Raw genomic sequence first — 17817 nt, 5'->3', positions numbered from 1 at the left:
GTCAGCGCCCGCGTCGCCCGAAGCGCAGCGCGTCCAGCAGCACGAACACCAGCGGCCACAGCGCCATGCCCAGCAGCGGCGCCCACCAGTACGACCACGGCAGGGTCGGCTCGCCCACCACGATGTGCACCACCGCGCTGACGATGCGGTCGTTGAACAGCAGCCCGCCGATCGCCAGGATCTGCTGGGACATCGGGAAGAAGCGGATCCGCGCGCGGAAGCGCTGCAGGATGAAGGTCAGGATCACCAGCCGCAGCGCCTGCTCGCCCAGCACGCCGCCGTACAGCAGATCGGCGATCACGCCGCTGGCGAAGGCGATGCCCAGCCCGACCCGGTCCGGCGTTTCAATCACCCAGTAGGCCAGCACCAGCGCCAGCCAGTACGGCCGCAGCGGCTGCAGCAGGGCCGGCAACGGCAGCAGGCCGAGCAGCAGCGCTACCACCAGACTGACCGGCAGCACCCAGGGTTTGTCGCGCAGGCGGCTCATGGCCGGTTCTCCACGGGTTCGGCCTGCCGAGCATGGCTCGGCACTACCGTGGATTCGGCTGCGGCACGGCGCGGAACGGTCACCGGTACCGGTGCGGCCGGACCGGGCCGGTTGGCCTGTGGTGCATTGGCGGGCGCCGCCGCAGGTGCCGTCGTGGCCGGGGATGACCCCGCCGGGGTGGTACTGGCCGGCGCGGCGGTGCCGGCCGGCGTGCCCTCCTGCAGCGGCGCAGCGGCCGGTCCACCGGCTTCGCTGGCATCACGGCGCAGGTTCGGCGGCAGGTGGATTGCTTCACCCGGGCGCAGCAGCAGCACGTCGCGGCCACGGTCCAGCTGGGCGGCCGGCTTCAGTTCGCCGACCAGGAAGGCATGGGTGTCATCCGGACGCAGGGCGGTGATGCTGCCGACCGGGAAGCCGGCCGGGAAACGACCGCCCAGTCCGGAGGTGACGATCTCATCGCCGACTTCCACCCCGGCACTGAGCGGGATGTCACGCAGTTCCAGCTTGTCGCCGCGGCCGTAGACGATCAGCCGCACGCCGTTGCGGGCAACGGTCACCGGCACGGCATGGTCGGGGTCGGTGAGCAGCAGCACGGTCGCGCTGTTGCCGGTGGTGGCGATCACCTGGCCCATCAGGCCGCCGGCGTCGATCACCGCCTGGCCGACATGCACGCCATCGCGGGTGCCGGCCGCCAACACCAGGCGCTGGCGCACCGGGTCCAGGTCGATATCCAGGATCGGCGCGAGCTGCACATCCAGGCCACTGCGCTCGGCCACGTTGAGCAGTTCGCGCAGCTGGGCGTTGTCCAGCGCGGCGGTCTGCAGCCGGGTCAGGCGCGCATTGGCGATGAGCAGCTGGTTGCGCAGCTCGCGGTTCTCGCTGACCAGCTGGCCGTGGCTGGCCGCATTGTCCTTGACCTGGGTACCGAGCCGGCCCGGCAGGCCGGCCAGCGCCCACACCGGCTGCACCAGCACGTTGGCCTGCGCGCGCAGGCGCGACAGCCAGCCGGCCTGGTCATCGAGCACGATCAGGGTGATGGCCAGGGCCAGGTAAGCGAGCAGGCGCAGCGGACTGGCGGCATCGCCCTGGCGGGAGGCTACGGGAGGACCGGCGTAAGGCGGCACAGGCGTCGACTGGGAAAAGTGTGGGTGAAGCGCGTTGCAGCACAGCGCAGCGGGAACAGCATGCGAGAACGCCCCGGCGAGGCGATGCCCGGTGAGCGGGGCTCACCGGCATCACGCCGCAGAGGCGCGTCCACGATACACGGCCGGTACGGCTTACTCCGGCGCAAAGAACTCGTTGCCGTGCATGTCCACCAGCTCCAGCGCACGACCGCCACCGCGGGCCACGCAGGTGAGCGGGTCATCGGCCACCTGCACGTGCAGGCCGGTCTCTTCGGAGATCAGGCGGTCCATGTCGCGCAGCAGGGCGCCACCACCGGTCAGCACGATGCCGCGCTCGGCGACGTCGGCACACAGTTCCGGCGGGGTCTGCTCCAGCGCCAGCTTGACCGCGCTGACGATGCCCGACAGCGGCTCGTGCAGGGCTTCCAGCACCTCGTTGGAGTTGATCTTGATCATCTTCGGCACGCCCTCGGCGAGGTTGCGGCCGGAGATTTCCATCTCGATCACTTCCGCCTGCGGGTAGGCGCAGCCCAGCTCGACCTTGATCCGTTCGGCGGTGGCTTCACCGATCAGCATGCCGTGGTTGCGGCGCACGTAGTTGGTGATCGACTCGTCGAAGCGGTCGCCACCGATGCGCACGGAGGCCGAGTAGACGATGCCGTTGAGCGAGATGACCGCCACTTCGGTGGTGCCGCCGCCGATGTCGATGACCATCGAGCCACGCGCCTCGGTGACCGGCATGCCGGCGCCGATCGCGGCAGCCATGGGCTCTTCGATCAGGAACACATCACGCGCACCGGCCTCCTCGGCCGATTCCTTGATGGCGCGGCGCTCGACCTGGGTCGAGCCGGCCGGCACGCAGACCAGCACGCGCGGGCTCGGGCGCAGGAAGCGCGACTTGTGGACCTTCTTGATGAAGTGCTTGAGCATCGCCTCGGTGTAGGTGAAGTCGGCGATGACGCCGTCCTTCATCGGGCGGATGGTGGTGATATGGCCCGGGGTACGGCCCAGCATCTGCTTGGCTTCGGCGCCTACGGCAGCCACGGAACGGGTACCACCGATGGCCCGGTCCTGGCGCACGGCCACGACCGACGGCTCGTTCAGCACGATCCCCTGCCCACGCACGTAGATGAGGGTGTTGGCCGTGCCCAGGTCGATGGACAGGTCATTGGAGAACATGCCACGCAGTTTCTTGAACATCTGGGAGTTGATCCTGAGGGGTGTCGCGCCCAACGCGGGATGGCGAAAAAATGGGCAGAATTCGAGGCCGACAAGCCTAGCAATCCCCCTGTGCGCGAGCAAGGACAAATCTGGCCGAAAGCCAGCCTTCACGGCCATTCAGGCCAATCCGGACAGCCCGGGTTCTGGCCCAAAGCCGCCTCACCCGTTAACCTTTGCGCCGCAGGGCGCCGCAGGGCGCCGTTTCGTTGCCCGCCCGACGGGCCTCAAACCCCCTTCCGCATAGGCCTTACTCGATGTCCGCTTTGATCTGTGGTTCTCTTGCCTTCGACACCATCATGGTGTTTCCGGACCAGTTCAAGAATCACATCCTGCCGGACAAGGTGCACATCCTGAATGTGTCGTTCCTGGTGCCGCGCATGCGTCGTGAATTCGGCGGGTGCGCCGGCAACATCGCCTACAACCTGTACCTGCTGGGCGGCGAACCGATCCCGATGGGCACCGTGGGCTCGGACTTCGGCCCGTACCGGGAGTACTTCCAGGGCCTGGGCATCGACCTGAGCCGGGTCAAGGTGATCGATGAGCTGTTCACCCCGCAGGCGTTCATCACCACCGACCACGACAACAACCAGATCACCGCCTTCCACCCGGGCGCGATGATGCGCTCCTACGAGAACCACGTGAAGGATGTGCCGGGCGTGACCCTGGGCCTGGTCGGCCCGGACGGGCGCGAGGGCATGATCCAGAATTCGCAGGAGTTCTTCGACGGCGGCGTGCCGTTCATCTTCGACCCGGGCCAGGCCATGCCGCTGTTCAACGGCCCGGAGCTGCGCACCTTCATCGAGCAGGCCGACTATGTCGTGGTCAACGACTACGAGTCCAACCTGCTGCAGGAGCGCACCGGCTGGGATGAAAAGGAGATCGTGAGCCGGGTCAAGGCCTACATCACCACCCGCGGGCCGAAGGGCGCGGTCATCCACACCCCGGAAAAGACCTATGACATCCCGCCGGCGCACGAGCGCCGCGTGGTGGACCCGACCGGCTGTGGCGATGCGTTCCGGGCCGGGCTGATCTACGGCATCGAGAAGGGCTATGACTGGCTGACCATCGGCCGCATGGGCAACCTGATGGGCGCGCTGAAGGTCGAGCATCCGGGTACCCAGAACCAGCGCTTCACCTTCGATGAGTTCAATGAGCAGTTCAAGCAGCAGTTCGGCTACGCGTTGAACGTTTGATCAAGGGTAGAGCCAGGCCATGCCTGGCTGCTCTAGAGGTCCACCGCCTGCCGATCATGCGGCAGGCACTTGTCCGGCGCGATCAGGCCGAAACCCGCTTTCCTTCCCACGCCGCCAGCACCTGCCCGCAGTCGGCCAGGTGCCAGCAGGCCATGCCCGGCCAGGGGTTGTCCGGGATGTTGACCAGCAACGTTCGGGTGCCTGCGGCGCGGCCACATTCCAGGTCGAAGCGATGGTCGCCGACCATCACCACCTGGGCGGGGTCGACCTGCCAACGCGCAACGAAACCGCGCAGGCCCGCCGGCGACGGCTTGGGCTCGGCTTCGTCGCGGCCGATGATGTCGTCGCGGGCAAAGACGTCGCCGATACCGATCGCCTGCAGGGTCACGTCGGCGAGTTCGCGCGCGTTGCGGGTCAGGATGCCCAGCCGGCAGCCCGCAGCATGCAGCGCGCGGACCAGCGCGACGGCGCCGGGGGCGGCCTGCGCCTCCCCGGCCAGTGCGCGTTCGTGTGCGAGCAGCCAGGCATGCTTGGCCGCAGCCTCCTGCGGCGGCAACGCGGCGAGGTGGGTCAGGATGTCGTCATCCGGCGGTATCGCGAGCTCGCGTTTGATGCGCTGGAAATCATGCACCGCGATGGTCAGCGTGCCGTCCATGTCGAACACCCAGTGACGGATCGCCGCAAGCCCGCTCACTTCCACCACTGCGGCATCCTGCTCGTATCCACGCCACCGGTTTCGAACACGGCCGTGCGCGTGCCACCGGCCTTGACCGGGAACTCGATGCTGATCACCTTGGCCTTGCGCGCCAGGTTCCACAGCGCTTTCTGGTCGGTGATGAACATCGCGATCGCCTCATCGGTGTCCGGCCGCCAGGCGGCCATCGAGACCGGCTTGCCGTCATCGACGGTCACCTTGACCTGGCATTTCGGGCAGCGGAAATCGCCGGCCTGCAGCACCAGGTAGGCATGCCGCTTCCACTCGGGATGATCGCGGAACACCAGCTGCACCGGCTTGGCGCCGCTGCCATCCACGTCCACGCGTTCCTTGCTGTAGATCTGTGCAGAGGACTGGATGCCCTTGGTGCCGATCGGGATCTGGTTGTACTGCCACAGGGCCTGCAGCCGGCGCGTTTCGCGCGCGGCCTCGGCCTTGGCCTTGACCTCGGCGTAGCCCGGTTCGATCCGCGCGGCGACATCGGTGTCCTTGTACTGGTCCAGCAGCGAGCCACCGTGGATACGGGCACGCTCCCAATCCTGCGCGGCGACGGCCATGTCGTACTGCTTGGCCACGCCTTCGGCCTTTTCTTCCTGCTGCGCCTTGGCGGCGGCCGCGGCGGCCTGCTGCGCCTGGCGTTCGGCTTCGGGGTTGCTGCAGGCGGCCAGCGCGAAGGCGCAGGCTGCTACCAGGATCAGTCGTTTCATCGCGTGCTCCGTGTTGGTCGATGGCGCACAAGGCGCCTGCGCCTACTTTATCGCCAAGCGGTGCATGCCGGCGTCGCCGCGATGGCGGCCTGCCTTACTTTGCGGTCGGCTGTCCTTCGCGCCACCAATGGGTGGACGGTGCCGGTGCACGGATATCCAGGCGTTCTCCCATGTGTGGCGCGGTCAACGGCACGCCCTGCGCCTGCGCCAGCGCGGTGATGCGCTCGAAGGGTTCGGTCCACGGGTGCAGCGCGAGGTCGAAGGTGCCGTTGTGGATCGGCATCAGCACCTTGCCGCGTACATCCAGATGCGCCTGCAGGCTCTGCTCGGGCTGCATGTGCACGTCCGGCCAATCCGCGCCGTAGGCACCGGTTTCAATCATGGTCAGGTCGAACGGGCCGTAGCGTTCGCCGATGCGGGCGAAGCCGTCGAAGTAGCCGGTGTCACCGCTGAAGAAGATCCGGGTACGTCCGGTATCGATCACCCACGAGGCCCACAGCGTGCGGTTGCCGTCGGCCAGGGTGCGCCCGGAGAAGTGCTGGGCCGGCGTCGCGACGATCTTCAGGCCTTCCACGCGGGTGTCCTGCCACCAGTCCAGCTGCACGACCTTCGCCGCCGGCACGCCCCATGCGATCAGGCGATCGCCCACGCCCAGCGCGGTGACGAAGTGCTGCACCTTGGGTGCGAGCGCCTGGATCGCGTCGTGGTCGAGATGGTCGTAATGGTCATGCGAGATGATCACGCCGGTAATCGGCGGCAGTTCGTCAATCGTGAGCGGCGGCGCATGGAAGCGCTTGGGCCCCATGAACGACATCGGCGAGGCACGCTCGGAAAATACCGGGTCGGTCAGCCAGAAGTGCCCGTCCAGCTTCATCAGCAGGGTCGAATGCCCCAGCCGCCACAGGCTGTCATCGGGCGCATCGAGCAGGGCGTGGCGGGTCAGGGCCTGCACCGGGATGGGCGCCAGCGGGCTGGCGTCGGCCGGCTTGTTGAACAGGAAGCGCCACATCACCGCGACCGTGCGGAAGAAGCCGAGATCGGTCTTGCCGGTGGGGTTGTGGAAGCGCCCGTCGCCGAACTGGGGCGACTGGTCATAGGCGGCCGCCGGGCGGGCACCGCAGGTCAACAGGCCAATGGACATGGCGATCAACACCGTCAGAAGGAGGAGGATGCGAGGCAGGCGACGTTTCATGCGGGGCGTGCCCAGGAAAGTACACCGGCGAGTTTACTTGTCTTTTCCGAAAAGTAAACTGAACGGTGTAAAATAGGTCCATGAGTACTTCCGAGCGCCCCACCCGCCTGACCGACCGCAAGCGTGCGGCCATCCTCGAGGCGGCGGTGGCCGAGTTCCGCGCGTTCGGTTTCGCCGGCACCAGCATGGACCGCATCGCGGCCACGGCCGAGGTCTCCAAGCGCACCGTCTACAACCACTTCGCCAGCAAGGACGAGCTGTTCACCGCGATCCTGTGGCAGCTGTTCGAGGCCAGCCAGGCGCTGGATGTCGTGCCCTACGATCCGGCACGGCCGCTGCGCGATCAGTTGCTGGTCTTCGCGGCCCGGAAGATGCGCCTGCTCGACGACCCCGGCTTCATCGATCTGTCCCGGGTGGCGATGGCCGAACTGGTGCACACGCCCGAACGGGCGCGCGCGATGATGGACAAGCTGGCCGAGAAGGAAGAAGGCCTGACCGGCTGGATCCGCGCCGCGCAGGCCGATGGCCGGCTGCGCGAGGAGATGCCACCAGCCGAGGCCGCGCACCAGTTGCAGGCGATGCTCAAGGCCTTTGCCTTCTGGCCGCAGATCACCTTCGGCCAGCCACCGCTGACACCGGCGCAGCAGCAGCAGGTCATGCACGACTGCGTGGACATGTTCCTGGCGGTGCGCGCCGTTTGACACTGGCTTTCAGGCAGGCAGACGGACTTCTCACAGCCTTGGCCGTTGGTTGGTCGTACGCTGGGCCGCGATCAAGAACAGGGCCTCTCACACAAAGGCGCGGCGTTCTGACTGTGTACCGCGAGCCGAGCCCCGCAGCGGCCGGTAGGCCACTGGGCAAAATCAAGGAGGAGGCCGTCGCCGTCCGGCGGCGGACGGGGGACATTTGCCGAGGGGCCTGCCGGCCGCTGCGGGGCTCGGCTCGCGGTACGCAGGCAGGCATGAAAAAACGGCGGGTTTCCCCGCCGTTTTTCGTTCAACCGATACGTGTGGCGATTACGGCTTGGCCGCGCCCGCCTCGGCCTTGTCCAGCATGTCCTGGACCGAACCGGTGGTGATCGGGTGGTAGCCCGGCTTGGCCTTGGCGAAGGCCGCCTTGGCGAAGGCCAGGCCTTCCGGCGTCTTCACCAGTTCGGCGTAGATCGGCATGATCAGCTTGCGGCGACCGACGCGCTCGATGAACGCACCGGCGGCTTCGTTGGCTTCGCTGTAGCCACTGCGGATCGTCAGCGGATACCAGCGCATCGCGATTTCACCGTTGGCGGTACCGGTGAAGTGGTACGCCTTGTCCAGCGCGGCGAGCTTCTCGACCGGCAGGGTCTTGCCCAGGCCGTCGATGAAATGCACCCATTCCTGGGTGCCCCACTCGCCGGTGATCTGCGCGTTCGGCAGCGTGTTGCTGCCCTGCCAGGCGATGCGGGCGGTATCGACGATGGAGAAGTTGCGCGAGCGGGCCTTGGTCGCGAACGACGGAATGCCCGGCTCGTCCAGCCACGCCTTCAGCTCGGCATCGGTGACGGCGCCGGGCTTCTTGGACAGCAGGTTCTTCTTCAGGTACTCGATGAACTGGTCGGTGTTCGCGCTCTGGAAGGCGTGGTCATCGAACCAGCCACGCAGGAAAGGGTCGAAGGTCTCGCGGCCGAAGCGCTGTTCCAGGAACTGCAGGAACCACGCACCCTTGACGTAGGCGACCTGGCTCAACGCCTCGTCCGGGTCACGCTCGCTCAGCGGCGGCAGCGCCAGGGCCTGGTCGGCCGGGCTCATGTCCTTCACTTCGGCGAGCAGATCGTTCTGATCGATCTCGCGCTCCATCTCGGCCATCTCCTGGCCATACAGCGCCTCGGTGATGCGGCCCTGCACGTAGGTGGTGAAGCCTTCGTTGAGCCAGATGTCCTTCCAGCTGGCGTTGGTCACCAGGTTGCCCGACCAGCTGTGTGCCAGTTCATGGGCGACCAGCGAAACCAGCGACTTGTCGCCGACGATCACGGTCGGGGTGGCGAAGGTCAGGCGCGGGTTTTCCATGCCACCGAACGGGAACGACGGCGGCAGCACCAGCATGTCGTAGCGGCCCCAGCGGTACTCGCCGTAAAGCTTCTCGGCGGCGCCGATCATCTTCTCGGTGTCTTCGAACTCCTTGGCGGCCTTGCCGACCATGGTCGGCTCGGCCCACACGCCGGAGCGGCCGGAGATCGGCTCGAACACCAGGTCGCCGGCGGCGATGGCCAGCAGGTAGGACGGGATCGGCTGCGGCATCTTGAAGGTGTAATCACCGTCACGCGCAGCCTTGGGATCGTTGTCGGCGCTCATCAGCACCATCACGTCCGGACGCGAGGCCACGTGCGCGCTGTAGGTGAAGCGCACGCTCGGGGTGTCCTGCAGCGGCACCCAGGAACGGGCGTGGATCGCCTGCGACTGGCTGAACATGAAGGGCAGCTTCTTGCCCTCGGTCATCGACGGCTCCAGCCACTGCAGGCCCGAGGCGGTCGGCGCGGTGTGATACGTGATCACGACCTTGGCCGGCTGGTCCGGCGTCTCGATGCTCAGCTTGCTGCCGAACACCTTGTCGGCTGGCGCCAGCACGAACGGCAGCGGCGCGGTCTTGCCGTCGGCGGCGATCGCCTCGACCTTCTCCACGGTCAGCTCGCGGGTGTCCAGCACCAGCTGCTTGGCCGCCTTGTCCTTCCACTCCAGCGTGTAGGTCGCGGTGCCGCCGATCTGCTTGCTGTCGAAGTCCAGCTTCAGGTCCAGCGCGATGTCCTTGACGACGACCTTGTCCGGCTCGGCGTAGGAGCTTTCATCGTGGCTGCGGCTGTCGGCTTTCATGGCAGTGCTCGCCGGGGCGTTGGCAGTGGGATCGACGGTCGGAGCCGCCGGTTCTTTGGAGCAGCCGGACGCCAGGGCGACGGCCAGGGGAATCAACAGGAACGGAGATCGCATGAATCGGGACCGATCAGGGTGAAACGACCAGTTTACCCCCTGTCTCCGGCGCCCGCGCAGGCCATGCGTGGCCGTTCGCGCATTCAGTCCTCGGCGCGCAGCAGCCGCCCGCCCCCGGCGTACTTGGCCCGGTACATGGCCGCATCGGCGCGCCGGTAGGCCTCGCGCAGGTCATCACCGGGGCGATACCGGGCTGCGCCGGCACTGGCCTTGACCGGCGGCTCGCCAGCGCGCGCCGGTGCCGCCAGCTGTGCGAGCCAGCGGGTGACCCGCTCGCCGGCCTCGTTGCTGTCGGCGTGTACCGCCAGCAGGAACTCATCGCCGCCCCAGCGCCCGATCCAGTCCGGGCCGCGCAGCCACAGCCGCGCGGTCTCCACCAGCCGCACCAGCACCTGGTCGCCGGCCAGGTGGCCGTGGGCGTCGTTGATCGGCTTGAGGTTGTCCAGGTCGACCACGAACAGGGTCAGCGGGCGCGCCTGTGCGCTCGCCCATGCTGCCGAATCGGCCAGCGCCTGCTCGCAGCCGCGCCGGTTCAGGGCCTGGGTCAGCGGATCGAGCAACACGCTGCGGCGCAGATCGCGCAGGCCGGCGTCGACCCCATGCAGGTTGCGGTTGATGCTGCGCAGCAGCCGGCCGATCTCGTCATGGCCCAGGTCGGGCAGGTGCGGCAGGCGCTGCTCGTCGTAGTAGGCCTCCAGCGCATCGGCCGCCTGCCGCAGCGGCGCCATCAGGCGGTACAGCGCCATCATCGCGATCGCGGTGCCGAGCAGCGTGGCCAGCAGCACCACGCCGACCACGGTCCACATCACCCCGCGCGCGTAGTGGCCCGTCGCAGCCATCCACAGCAGCAGGACCAGCAGCGGGACGTGCAGGCCGAGGAACACCACCGCCATCAGCTTGGCGGTGAATGAGCGGGGAAATACGCGGGCAAGCCCGCGGTACAGGCGCATGGCAGGCCCTCTTCGACAGCCTGCCTGCAGTGTGGCCGAGCCCCCTCAGCGGGAACCGGACCGCTGTCTCAAAGTTTGTAGCCGGAGTGAATCGAAACGATGCCGCCGGTCAGGTTCTTGTAGTGGCAACGCTCGAAACCGGCCTCGGCCATCATGGCCTTGAGCTGTTCCTGCGGCGGATGCTTGCGGATGCTCTCGGCCAGGTACTGGTAGCTGTCGCCATCGCGCGCGAACAGCTGGCCCAGCTTGGGCAGGATCTTGAACGAGTGGAAATCGTAGATCGGCTTGAACCAGTCGGCGGTGACTTCGGAAAACTCCAGCACACGCGCCTGGCCGCCCACCTTGAGCACGCGGTGCATCTCGCGCAGGCCGGCTTCCTTGTCGGTGACGTTGCGCAGGCCGAAGGCGATCGTGACCAGATCGAAGCTCGCATCCGGGAACGGCAGCGCCTCGGCGTTGCACTGCACGTAGTTCAGGCCCGCGACCAGGCCGCGGTTGGTCAGCCGGTCACGGCCGACGGAGAGCATGCCGGCGTTGATGTCGCCCAGCACCACTTCACCCTCATCACCCACCCGCTCCTTGATCAGCGCGGCGATGTCGCCGGTGCCGCCGGCCAGGTCGAGCACGCGGTCACCCGGCTTCACCTGCGCGGTGGCCACGTAGTAGCGCTTCCACGCCCGGTGGATGCCCAGGCTCATCAGATCGTTCATCAGGTCGTAGCTGCGCGCGACCGAGGTGAACACTTCGCCCACCAGCTTCTGCTTGTCCTTCGCAGCGACGTCGCGGAAGCCGAAATGGGTGGTGCCAGTCTTGTAGGGGGATTCGCTCATGGGGACGATTATCGCACCGCCGGCGCCGTTGCGGCAGGCCGCCCACTATCATGAAGGCCTTCACGTCCCTGGATTGCGCATGATCACCACCCCCGACTACGCCGCCCTGCTCGAAACCGCCATCGCCGAAGCCCGCCAGGGCCTGGCCGAAGGCGGCATCCCGATCGGCGCCGCGCTGTACCACAACGACGGCCGGCTGCTCGGCTGCGGCCACAACCGCCGCGTGCAGGAAGGCGACCCGTCCGTGCACGGCGAGACCGACGCCTTCCGCAAGGCCGGCCGCCAGCGCCGCTACCAGGACACCATCATGGTGACCACCCTGGCCCCGTGCTGGTACTGCAGCGGGCTGGTGCGCCAGTTCAACATCGGCACCGTGGTGGTGGGCGAATCGGTCACCTTCCAGGGTGGCATCGAGTGGCTGCGCGAGAACGGCGTCAAGGTGATCGACATGCAGAGCCAGGCATGCATCGACCTGCTCGGCGGCTTCATCAGCGCCCATCCCGAGGTCTGGAACGAAGACATCGGCGAGTAAGCGCCGCCGCTTCCGCGCGCATATGCGTGGAAGATGCCCGCGCGGGGCCGAACGGTGGCGCGCGGGCACGGCAACGTTCTGAATGCTTCAGTGAGCAGGCCGGGCCGCAAGGCCCTGTGCTGCGGGTGTCTGCGCGTGATGCCCTCACGCACCGACGACGGTCGCCGGACAAGGCGAACACGCCGCACTAACAACCGCGCTGCATGAACGGCTTAAGGTGGTTGCACAGGGGGCACCATCGTCGAGGAGACGTCATGCATGCCCGAACCCGCCGCACCTCCTCCGTCGAACCCGAGCTGACCGATGCCTGGGAACGACTGCAGGTGCACTACGCACGCCACCAGAACGCCGCGCCTTTCTGGGATGCCTACCAGGCGATACAGGATGAGTTGACGCGGTCCCATCCCCAGCAACGTGTCGCCGTCTGCAACCGGCTGGCGACGCTGGCCGAGCGGCTCGGCGTGGTCCACCACGCTCATCTGCTGCGCGAGCAACGTGGCGAAAGCCGCCACACCAGCTCCACATCGCCATGACACCGCTTGCACCGCGCTCTACGCCATCATCCAGATTCCCTTCTTCCCAAACTGAAGTGACCATGTCCTCCGCCCAGATCTCCATCCCTGCCGTCATCGATGTCGACGCCGAAGTCAGCTACTGGCGCCAGCGTCATGCCGACGGCAACCTCGGGACGGGCTCGTTCGGCCATTACGTGCCGTGGATCAAATTCGCCTGCGACTCGCTGATCACGCAACCGCGTGCCAGCGATGAGCAGCGCGATGAAATGTTCCAGACCCACTACGCGCTGCAGATCATGCCGCGCCTGTCCGAAGAACAGGCACGCCAGTTCGTCGACCAGTGCTGGGAACACGTCTACCATGCCGGCCGCCAGGACCTGTCCTCGCGCCCGCGGTTGCATGCCCGGGTCTGACCCGCCCCGGCTGCACAGCGCCTGCACGGCGCCCCACCAATGATGCAGGCACCTCGGACCCGGTCTGCCGTGCCTCATGAAACTGCGCAGCATCTTCAACCTGGTCGCCAAGAAGGCGTCCTATGCGGCGGGAACGCCGTGGACCTTCCTGGCGGCGGTCAGTCAGAACGCGGATACCGCCGCGATCCAGATCAAGCTTGATGAGCTGATCCGCGCCACCAAGGGCGCCAACAACGAACTGCTCGATCTGGAAGAGCTGGACGAAGAGCGCCTGGAAGAGATCCGCCGCGAGTACTAACGCATGGCACGCGAGGCGGGCAATGCGCTGGACCGCGCGCGGCGCTGCCACGGCGATGGCCGCGCCGACGACCCATGACGGGCACGGGTGCGGCCGGCCGGACGCACCCGCGCAGACTTACCCGCGCTCGTGCCAGCCGCCGCCGAGCACCTTGTACAACGCCACCTGGTTGGACTGCTGCGCCAGCTGCGTGCTGACCAGCGACTGCCGCGCGGTGTAGGCGGTACGCCGTGCATCCAGCAAGGTCAGGAAGCTGTCCAGGCCGGCGTCGTAACGCGCCTGGGACAATCGCTGCGCCTGCTCCGCCGCGGCGACCAGCGCCTGCTGCGAAGACAACTGCGCATCCAGGCTTTCGTTGAGCGCCAGTGCATCGGCCGCCTCGCGGAACCCGGACTGGATCGCCTTCTCGTACTGCGCCAGTGCGATATCGCGATCGGCGGTGGCCATGCCCAGATTCGCGCGCAGCTTGCCGCCCTGGAAGATCGGCAGGTTGAGCTTGGGAATGAAACTCCACACGCGCGTGCCGCTGTCGAACAGACCCGACAGCTCCGAGGAGGCCGAACCGATGTTGCCGGTCAGGCTGATCGACGGGAAGAACGCCGCGCGCGCGGCACCAATGTTGGCGTTGGCCGAGAGCAGCACGTGCTCGGCGGCCATCACGTCCGGGCGGCGCAGCAGCACATCGCCCGGCATGCCGGCCGGCAGCGGCCGCACACTGGCCACATCGGTCACCTCTGCCTGCGGCAGCAGGGCGGCATCGACCGGCCCGCCGGCCAGCAGCACCAGTGCATTGCGGTCCTGGGCGACCTGGCCGGCAAAGCGCGCCACATCCGTGCGCGCGGTTTCCACCAAGGTGCGGGTCTGGCTGAGTTCCAGCGCCGAGGCGCCGCCAAGCTGACGGCGTGCCTCGGTCAGGCGCAGCGAATCTTCGTACGTCGCCAGCGTCGCCTGGGCGATCCGCAGCTGTTCGCTGTCCGCGCCCAGGGTCAGCCACGCATTGGCCACCTCGGCCACCAGCGACAGCTGCGCGCTGCGACGGTTGGCCGCTTCCGCGAAGTACTGCTGCAGCGCAGCCTGGCTGAGGTTGCGCACGCGGCCGAACAGATCCAGCTCGAACTCGACCACGCCGAGGTTCGCACTGAACTGCTCGGTCACCGGCGCATCACCGCCGCTGCGGGTCATCTGCCCCTGCACGCCGATCGCCGGTACGCGGTCGGCACGCTGGATGCGGTACTGCGCCCGGGCACGCTCGACGTTGAGCACGGCCACGCGCAGGTCGCGGTTGTTCTCCAGCGACTGGCTGATCACTGCCTGCAGGCGCGGGTCGACGAAGAAATCGCGCCAGCCGATGTCGGCCACTTCCATCGGTGCGGCGGTCACTGCCCCCGTGGTGGCCGTTGCCGGCCACTGCGAGGGAATCGCCGGGGCGACTTCGGTGCTGCGCGGCTCCAGCGTCGAGCAGCCGGACAGCACCAGGCTCACGGCCAGCGCCAGGCTCACGGCCAGCGCCAGGCTGGCCATCATGGGCTTACGCATCGGAACCTCCAGCGTTCTTGCCGTACTTTTTGCGATTGAACACGCGCTGCACCACCACGAAGAACAGCGGGATGAAGAACACACCCAGCAGGGTGCCGACCACCATGCCGCCCAGCACGCCGGTACCGATGGCCTGCTGCGCGCCAGAACCGGCACCAGAGGCGATCGCCAGCGGCAGCACGCCCAGGCCGAAGGCCAGCGAGGTCATGATGATCGGGCGCAGACGGTCGCGCACGGCATGCATCGTCGCTTCGATCAGGCCGGCGCCCTTCTCCAGGTTCTCCTTGGCGAACTCCACGATCAGGATCGCGTTCTTGCTGGTCAGGCCCACCGTGGTCAGCATCGCCACCTGGAAGTAGATGTCGCGCTCCATGCCGCGGAAGGTGTTGGCCAGCACCGCGCCGAGGATGCCCAGCGGCGCCACCAGCAGCACCGAGGTCGGCACGCTCCAGCTTTCATACAGCGCGGCCAGGCACAGGAACACGATCAGCAGCGACAGCGTGTACAGCAGTGGCGTCTGCGAACCGGCCTGGCGTTCCTGGTAGGACAGCGCGGTCCACTCGATGTCGAAACCGGCCGGCAGCTGCTTGGCGAGCTTCTCCACTTCGTTCATCGCATCGCCCGAGGCCACGCCCGGAGCGGGCTCGCCCTGGATCTCCATCGCGGAGACGCCGTTGTAGCGCTCCAAGCGCGGCGAGCCGTAATCCCAACGCTGGCTGGCGAAGGCCGAGAACGGCACCATCTCACCGGCGGTGTTCTTCACCGACCACAGGTTGAAGTCTTCCGGGTTCATGCGGAACGGCGCATCGGACTGCACGTACACGCGCTTGACCCGGCCACGGTCGATGAAGTCATCGATGTAGCTGCTGCCCCATGCCGCCGCCAGCGTCGTGTTGACCGCCTCCAGCGACAGGCCCAGCGCGCTGGCCTTGCCGACATCGATATCGATGCGCAGCTGCGGGGTGTCTTCCTGCCCGTTCGGGCGCACGTTGGCCAGCAGCTTGCTCTGCCCGGCCATGCCGAGCAGCTGGTTGCGTGCCTCCAGCAAGGCCTGGTGACCGGCACCGCTGGTGTCCTTCAGGAAGAAGGTATAGCCCGAGCCGATGCCCAGCTCCGGCATCGCCGGCGGCGGGAAGGCGAAGATGAAGGCGTCCTTGATCCCGCCCAGCGCGGCCATGGCCCGGCCGGTGATCGGCATCGCGCCCTGGTCGGCATCACGGTCCTTCCAGTCCTTGAGCTTGACGAAGGCCATGCCGGCGTTCTGCCCCATGCCGGCGAAGCTGAAGCCCTGCACGGAGAAGATCGACTCGATCGCGTCGGCCTCGTTCTCCATGAAGTGCTTTTCGAGCTTGTCGATCGATTCCAAGGTACGTTCCTGGGTGGCGCCGACCGGGGTCTGGACCAGCGCCATCAGGATGCCCTGGTCTTCATTGGGCAGGAACGAACTGGGCAGGCGCATGAACAGCAGGCCCATCACCAGCGCGAGCGCCGCGAACACGCCCATGAAACGCCACGGACGGCCGAGGATCCCTCGCACGCCACGCTGATACTTCGCACTGGAGTTGTCGAAGCCGCGGTTGAACGCGTTGAAGAAACGGCCCGACCAGCCCTTGTGGGCGACGTGGTGCTCGCCCTTCTTGAGCGGCTTGAGCATGGTGGCGCACAGCGCCGGGGTCAGCACGATGGCGACCAGCACCGACAGCGCCATCGCCGAGACGATCGTGGCCGAGAACTGGCGGTAGATGACGCCGGTGGCACCGCTCATGAAGGCCATCGGCACGAACACCGCCGACAGCACCAGGCCGATGCCGACCAGCGCACCGGTGATCTGGCTCATCGATTTGCGCGTGGCTTCCAGCGGCGAGAGGCCTTCCTCGGACATGATCCGCTCGACGTTCTCCACCACCACGATCGCGTCATCGACCAGCAGGCCGATCGCCAGCACCATCGCGAACATGGTCAGCATGTTCACCGAGAAGCCCAGCGCGGCCAGGATGCCGAACGTGCCCAGCAGCACCACCGGCACCGCGATCGTCGGGATCAGGGTCGCGCGGAAGTTCTGCAGGAACAGATACATCACCAGGAACACCAGCACGATGGCTTCGATCAGGGTCTTGATGACGCCCTTGATCGAAACCTGCACGAACGGGGTGGTGTCATACGGCACCACCGCCTTCAGGCCGGCCGGGAAGTTCGGGGCCATTTCATCCAGGGTGGCACGCACGCCGTTGGCGGTGGCCAGCGCGTTGGCGCCGGTGGCCAGGGTGATCGCGATACCCGACGACGGCTTGCCGTTGTAACGGGTCACGAAGTCGTACGACTCGGCCCCCAGCTCCACGCGGGCCACGTCGGCCAGGCGCAGTTCGGCACCGTCCTGCGCGCTGCGCACGATGATGTTGCGGAACTGCTCCGGGGTCTGCAGGCGGTCCTGCGCGTTGATGGTGGCGTTGAGCTGCTGGCCCTTGATCGACGGCGCACCACCGAGCTGGCCGATGGCGACCTGCGCGTTCTGCGCGGTGATCGCCGCGATCACTTCGGCGGTGGACAGCTTGTAGGTGTGCAGCTTGTTGGGGTCCAGCCAGATGCGCATGGCGTACTTGCCACCGAACACCTGGATGTTGCCCACGCCCGGCACGCGGCTCAGCGGATCGACGATGTTGGAGCCGACGTAATCGGAGATGTCGTTGGCATCCATGCTGCCGTCTTCAGACACGAAGCCGAGCACCTGCAGGAAGCCACTGCTCGACTTGGCCACGTTGATGCCCTGCCGCTGCACTTCCTGCGGCAGCAGCGGCATGGCCAGCTGCAGCTTGTTCTGCACCTGCACCTGGGCGATGTCCGGGTCGGTGCCGCTCTGGAAGGTCAGCGTGATCGTGGCCTGGCCATTGGAGGAGCTGTTGGAGGAGAAGTAGATCAGGCCGTCCAGGCCCTTCATGTTCTGCTCGATGATCTGCGTCACCGAGTCCTCGACCACCTTGGCCGATGCACCCGGGTAGCTGGCGCTGATCTCGACGGCCGGCGGCGCCACTTCCGGGTACATCGACACCGGCAGCTTGAGCACCGCCAGGCCACCGGCGAGCATGATGATGATCGCAATCACCCACGCGAAGATGGGGCGATCAATGAAAAAACGTGCCATGGAATTCT

The 17817-nt window shown here is 67.1% G+C and carries 16 protein-coding genes and 1 pseudogene; 6 read left to right on the top strand and 11 right to left on the bottom strand.

What is annotated here, in order from left to right; all coding sequences use genetic code 11:
• Position 1: 1 nt before the first annotated feature.
• The 3 genes from mreD to POS15_RS20355 form a co-directional block, all read right to left on the bottom strand.
• Complete coding sequence (mreD, locus tag POS15_RS20365; protein ID WP_019186042.1) at positions 2-487, bottom strand: rod shape-determining protein MreD; 486 nt, start codon at positions 485-487, stop codon at positions 2-4.
• Positions 484-1611 carry a rod shape-determining protein MreC gene (gene mreC, locus POS15_RS20360; protein ID WP_261997312.1) on the bottom strand — a complete coding sequence of 376 codons (1128 nt, stop codon included), beginning with the start codon at positions 1609-1611 and terminating at the stop codon, positions 484-486. Before mreC ends, mreD begins: the two co-directional genes overlap by 4 nt.
• A 153-nt stretch (positions 1612-1764) precedes the next feature.
• Positions 1765-2811: a rod shape-determining protein gene (locus tag POS15_RS20355; RefSeq protein WP_019186044.1), complete on the bottom strand. Its 1047-nt coding sequence runs from the start codon at positions 2809-2811 to the stop codon at positions 1765-1767.
• Positions 2812-3086: 275 nt separating this feature from the next.
• On the opposite strand from POS15_RS20355, the gene POS15_RS20350 reads away from it, so the two are divergent.
• The gene (locus POS15_RS20350; protein ID WP_019186045.1) at positions 3087-4025 is read left to right on the top strand and encodes a carbohydrate kinase family protein; all 939 of its coding nucleotides are present in this window, start codon (positions 3087-3089) and stop codon (positions 4023-4025) included.
• Between the two features lie 82 nt (positions 4026-4107).
• Here POS15_RS20350 and POS15_RS20345 read toward each other — a convergent pair whose 3' ends face one another.
• From POS15_RS20345 to POS15_RS20335, 3 genes are all read right to left on the bottom strand, one after another.
• A complete protein-coding gene (locus POS15_RS20345) occupies positions 4108-4680 on the bottom strand; it encodes an HAD family hydrolase (protein ID WP_284129673.1) in 573 nt (190 codons plus the stop codon).
• Between the two features lie 35 nt (positions 4681-4715).
• On the bottom strand, positions 4716-5447 hold the full coding sequence (locus POS15_RS20340) for a hypothetical protein (RefSeq protein WP_284128758.1): 732 nt from the start codon (positions 5445-5447) through the stop codon (positions 4716-4718).
• Between the two features lie 94 nt (positions 5448-5541).
• Positions 5542-6588, bottom strand: a complete 1047-nt coding sequence (locus tag POS15_RS20335; RefSeq protein WP_284128757.1) for an MBL fold metallo-hydrolase — start codon at positions 6586-6588, stop codon at positions 5542-5544.
• A 131-nt stretch (positions 6589-6719) separates the two neighbouring features.
• On the opposite strand from POS15_RS20335, the gene POS15_RS20330 reads away from it, so the two are divergent.
• Positions 6720-7340, top strand: coding sequence for a TetR/AcrR family transcriptional regulator (locus tag POS15_RS20330; protein ID WP_284128756.1), 621 nt, complete (start codon positions 6720-6722; stop codon positions 7338-7340).
• A 315-nt stretch (positions 7341-7655) separates the two neighbouring features.
• On the opposite strand, the gene POS15_RS20325 is transcribed toward POS15_RS20330, so the two are convergent.
• From POS15_RS20325 to ubiE, 3 genes are all read right to left on the bottom strand, one after another.
• Positions 7656-9596: a M1 family metallopeptidase gene (locus tag POS15_RS20325; RefSeq protein ID WP_019186050.1), complete on the bottom strand. Its 1941-nt coding sequence runs from the start codon at positions 9594-9596 to the stop codon at positions 7656-7658.
• An 83-nt stretch (positions 9597-9679) separates the two neighbouring features.
• Positions 9680-10546: a GGDEF domain-containing protein gene (locus tag POS15_RS20320; protein WP_019186051.1), complete on the bottom strand. Its 867-nt coding sequence runs from the start codon at positions 10544-10546 to the stop codon at positions 9680-9682.
• Positions 10547-10614: 68 nt separating this feature from the next.
• Positions 10615-11376, bottom strand: coding sequence for a bifunctional demethylmenaquinone methyltransferase/2-methoxy-6-polyprenyl-1,4-benzoquinol methylase UbiE (ubiE, locus tag POS15_RS20315; protein WP_019186052.1), 762 nt, complete (start codon positions 11374-11376; stop codon positions 10615-10617).
• A gap of 79 nt (positions 11377-11455) precedes the next feature.
• Between ubiE and POS15_RS20310 the strand changes: the two genes are divergently transcribed.
• The 4 genes and pseudogenes from POS15_RS20310 to POS15_RS20295 all read left to right on the top strand — a co-directional run.
• Complete coding sequence (locus POS15_RS20310) at positions 11456-11908, top strand: nucleoside deaminase (RefSeq protein ID WP_019186053.1); 453 nt, start codon at positions 11456-11458, stop codon at positions 11906-11908.
• A 254-nt stretch (positions 11909-12162) separates the two neighbouring features.
• Positions 12163-12441 (top strand): hypothetical protein, encoded by a 279-nt coding sequence (locus tag POS15_RS20305; protein ID WP_019186054.1) that lies wholly within the window; start codon positions 12163-12165, stop codon positions 12439-12441.
• A gap of 62 nt (positions 12442-12503) precedes the next feature.
• On the top strand, positions 12504-12836 hold the full coding sequence (locus tag POS15_RS20300; protein WP_019186055.1) for a hypothetical protein: 333 nt from the start codon (positions 12504-12506) through the stop codon (positions 12834-12836).
• Positions 12837-12912: 76 nt separating this feature from the next.
• A pseudogene (locus POS15_RS20295) lies at positions 12913-13131 on the top strand (low affinity iron permease family protein); the annotation flags it as partial.
• A gap of 120 nt (positions 13132-13251) precedes the next feature.
• On the opposite strand, the gene POS15_RS20290 reads toward POS15_RS20295, so the two are convergent.
• Both POS15_RS20290 and smeE read right to left on the bottom strand, forming a co-directional pair.
• On the bottom strand, positions 13252-14655 hold the full coding sequence (locus POS15_RS20290) for an efflux transporter outer membrane subunit (RefSeq protein WP_284129672.1): 1404 nt from the start codon (positions 14653-14655) through the stop codon (positions 13252-13254).
• Between the two features lie 7 nt (positions 14656-14662).
• Complete coding sequence (gene smeE / locus POS15_RS20285; protein WP_070425966.1) at positions 14663-17809, bottom strand: multidrug efflux RND transporter permease subunit SmeE; 3147 nt, start codon at positions 17807-17809, stop codon at positions 14663-14665.
• Between the last annotated feature and the right edge of the window lie 8 nt (positions 17810-17817).

Source organism: Stenotrophomonas sp. BIO128-Bstrain, assembly GCF_030128875.1.
In the GTDB taxonomy this organism is placed as follows: domain Bacteria; phylum Pseudomonadota; class Gammaproteobacteria; order Xanthomonadales; family Xanthomonadaceae; genus Stenotrophomonas; species Stenotrophomonas bentonitica_A.
The sequence above is the reverse complement of the archived record's forward strand: the minus strand, read 5'-3'. Positions and strand labels throughout refer to the sequence as shown.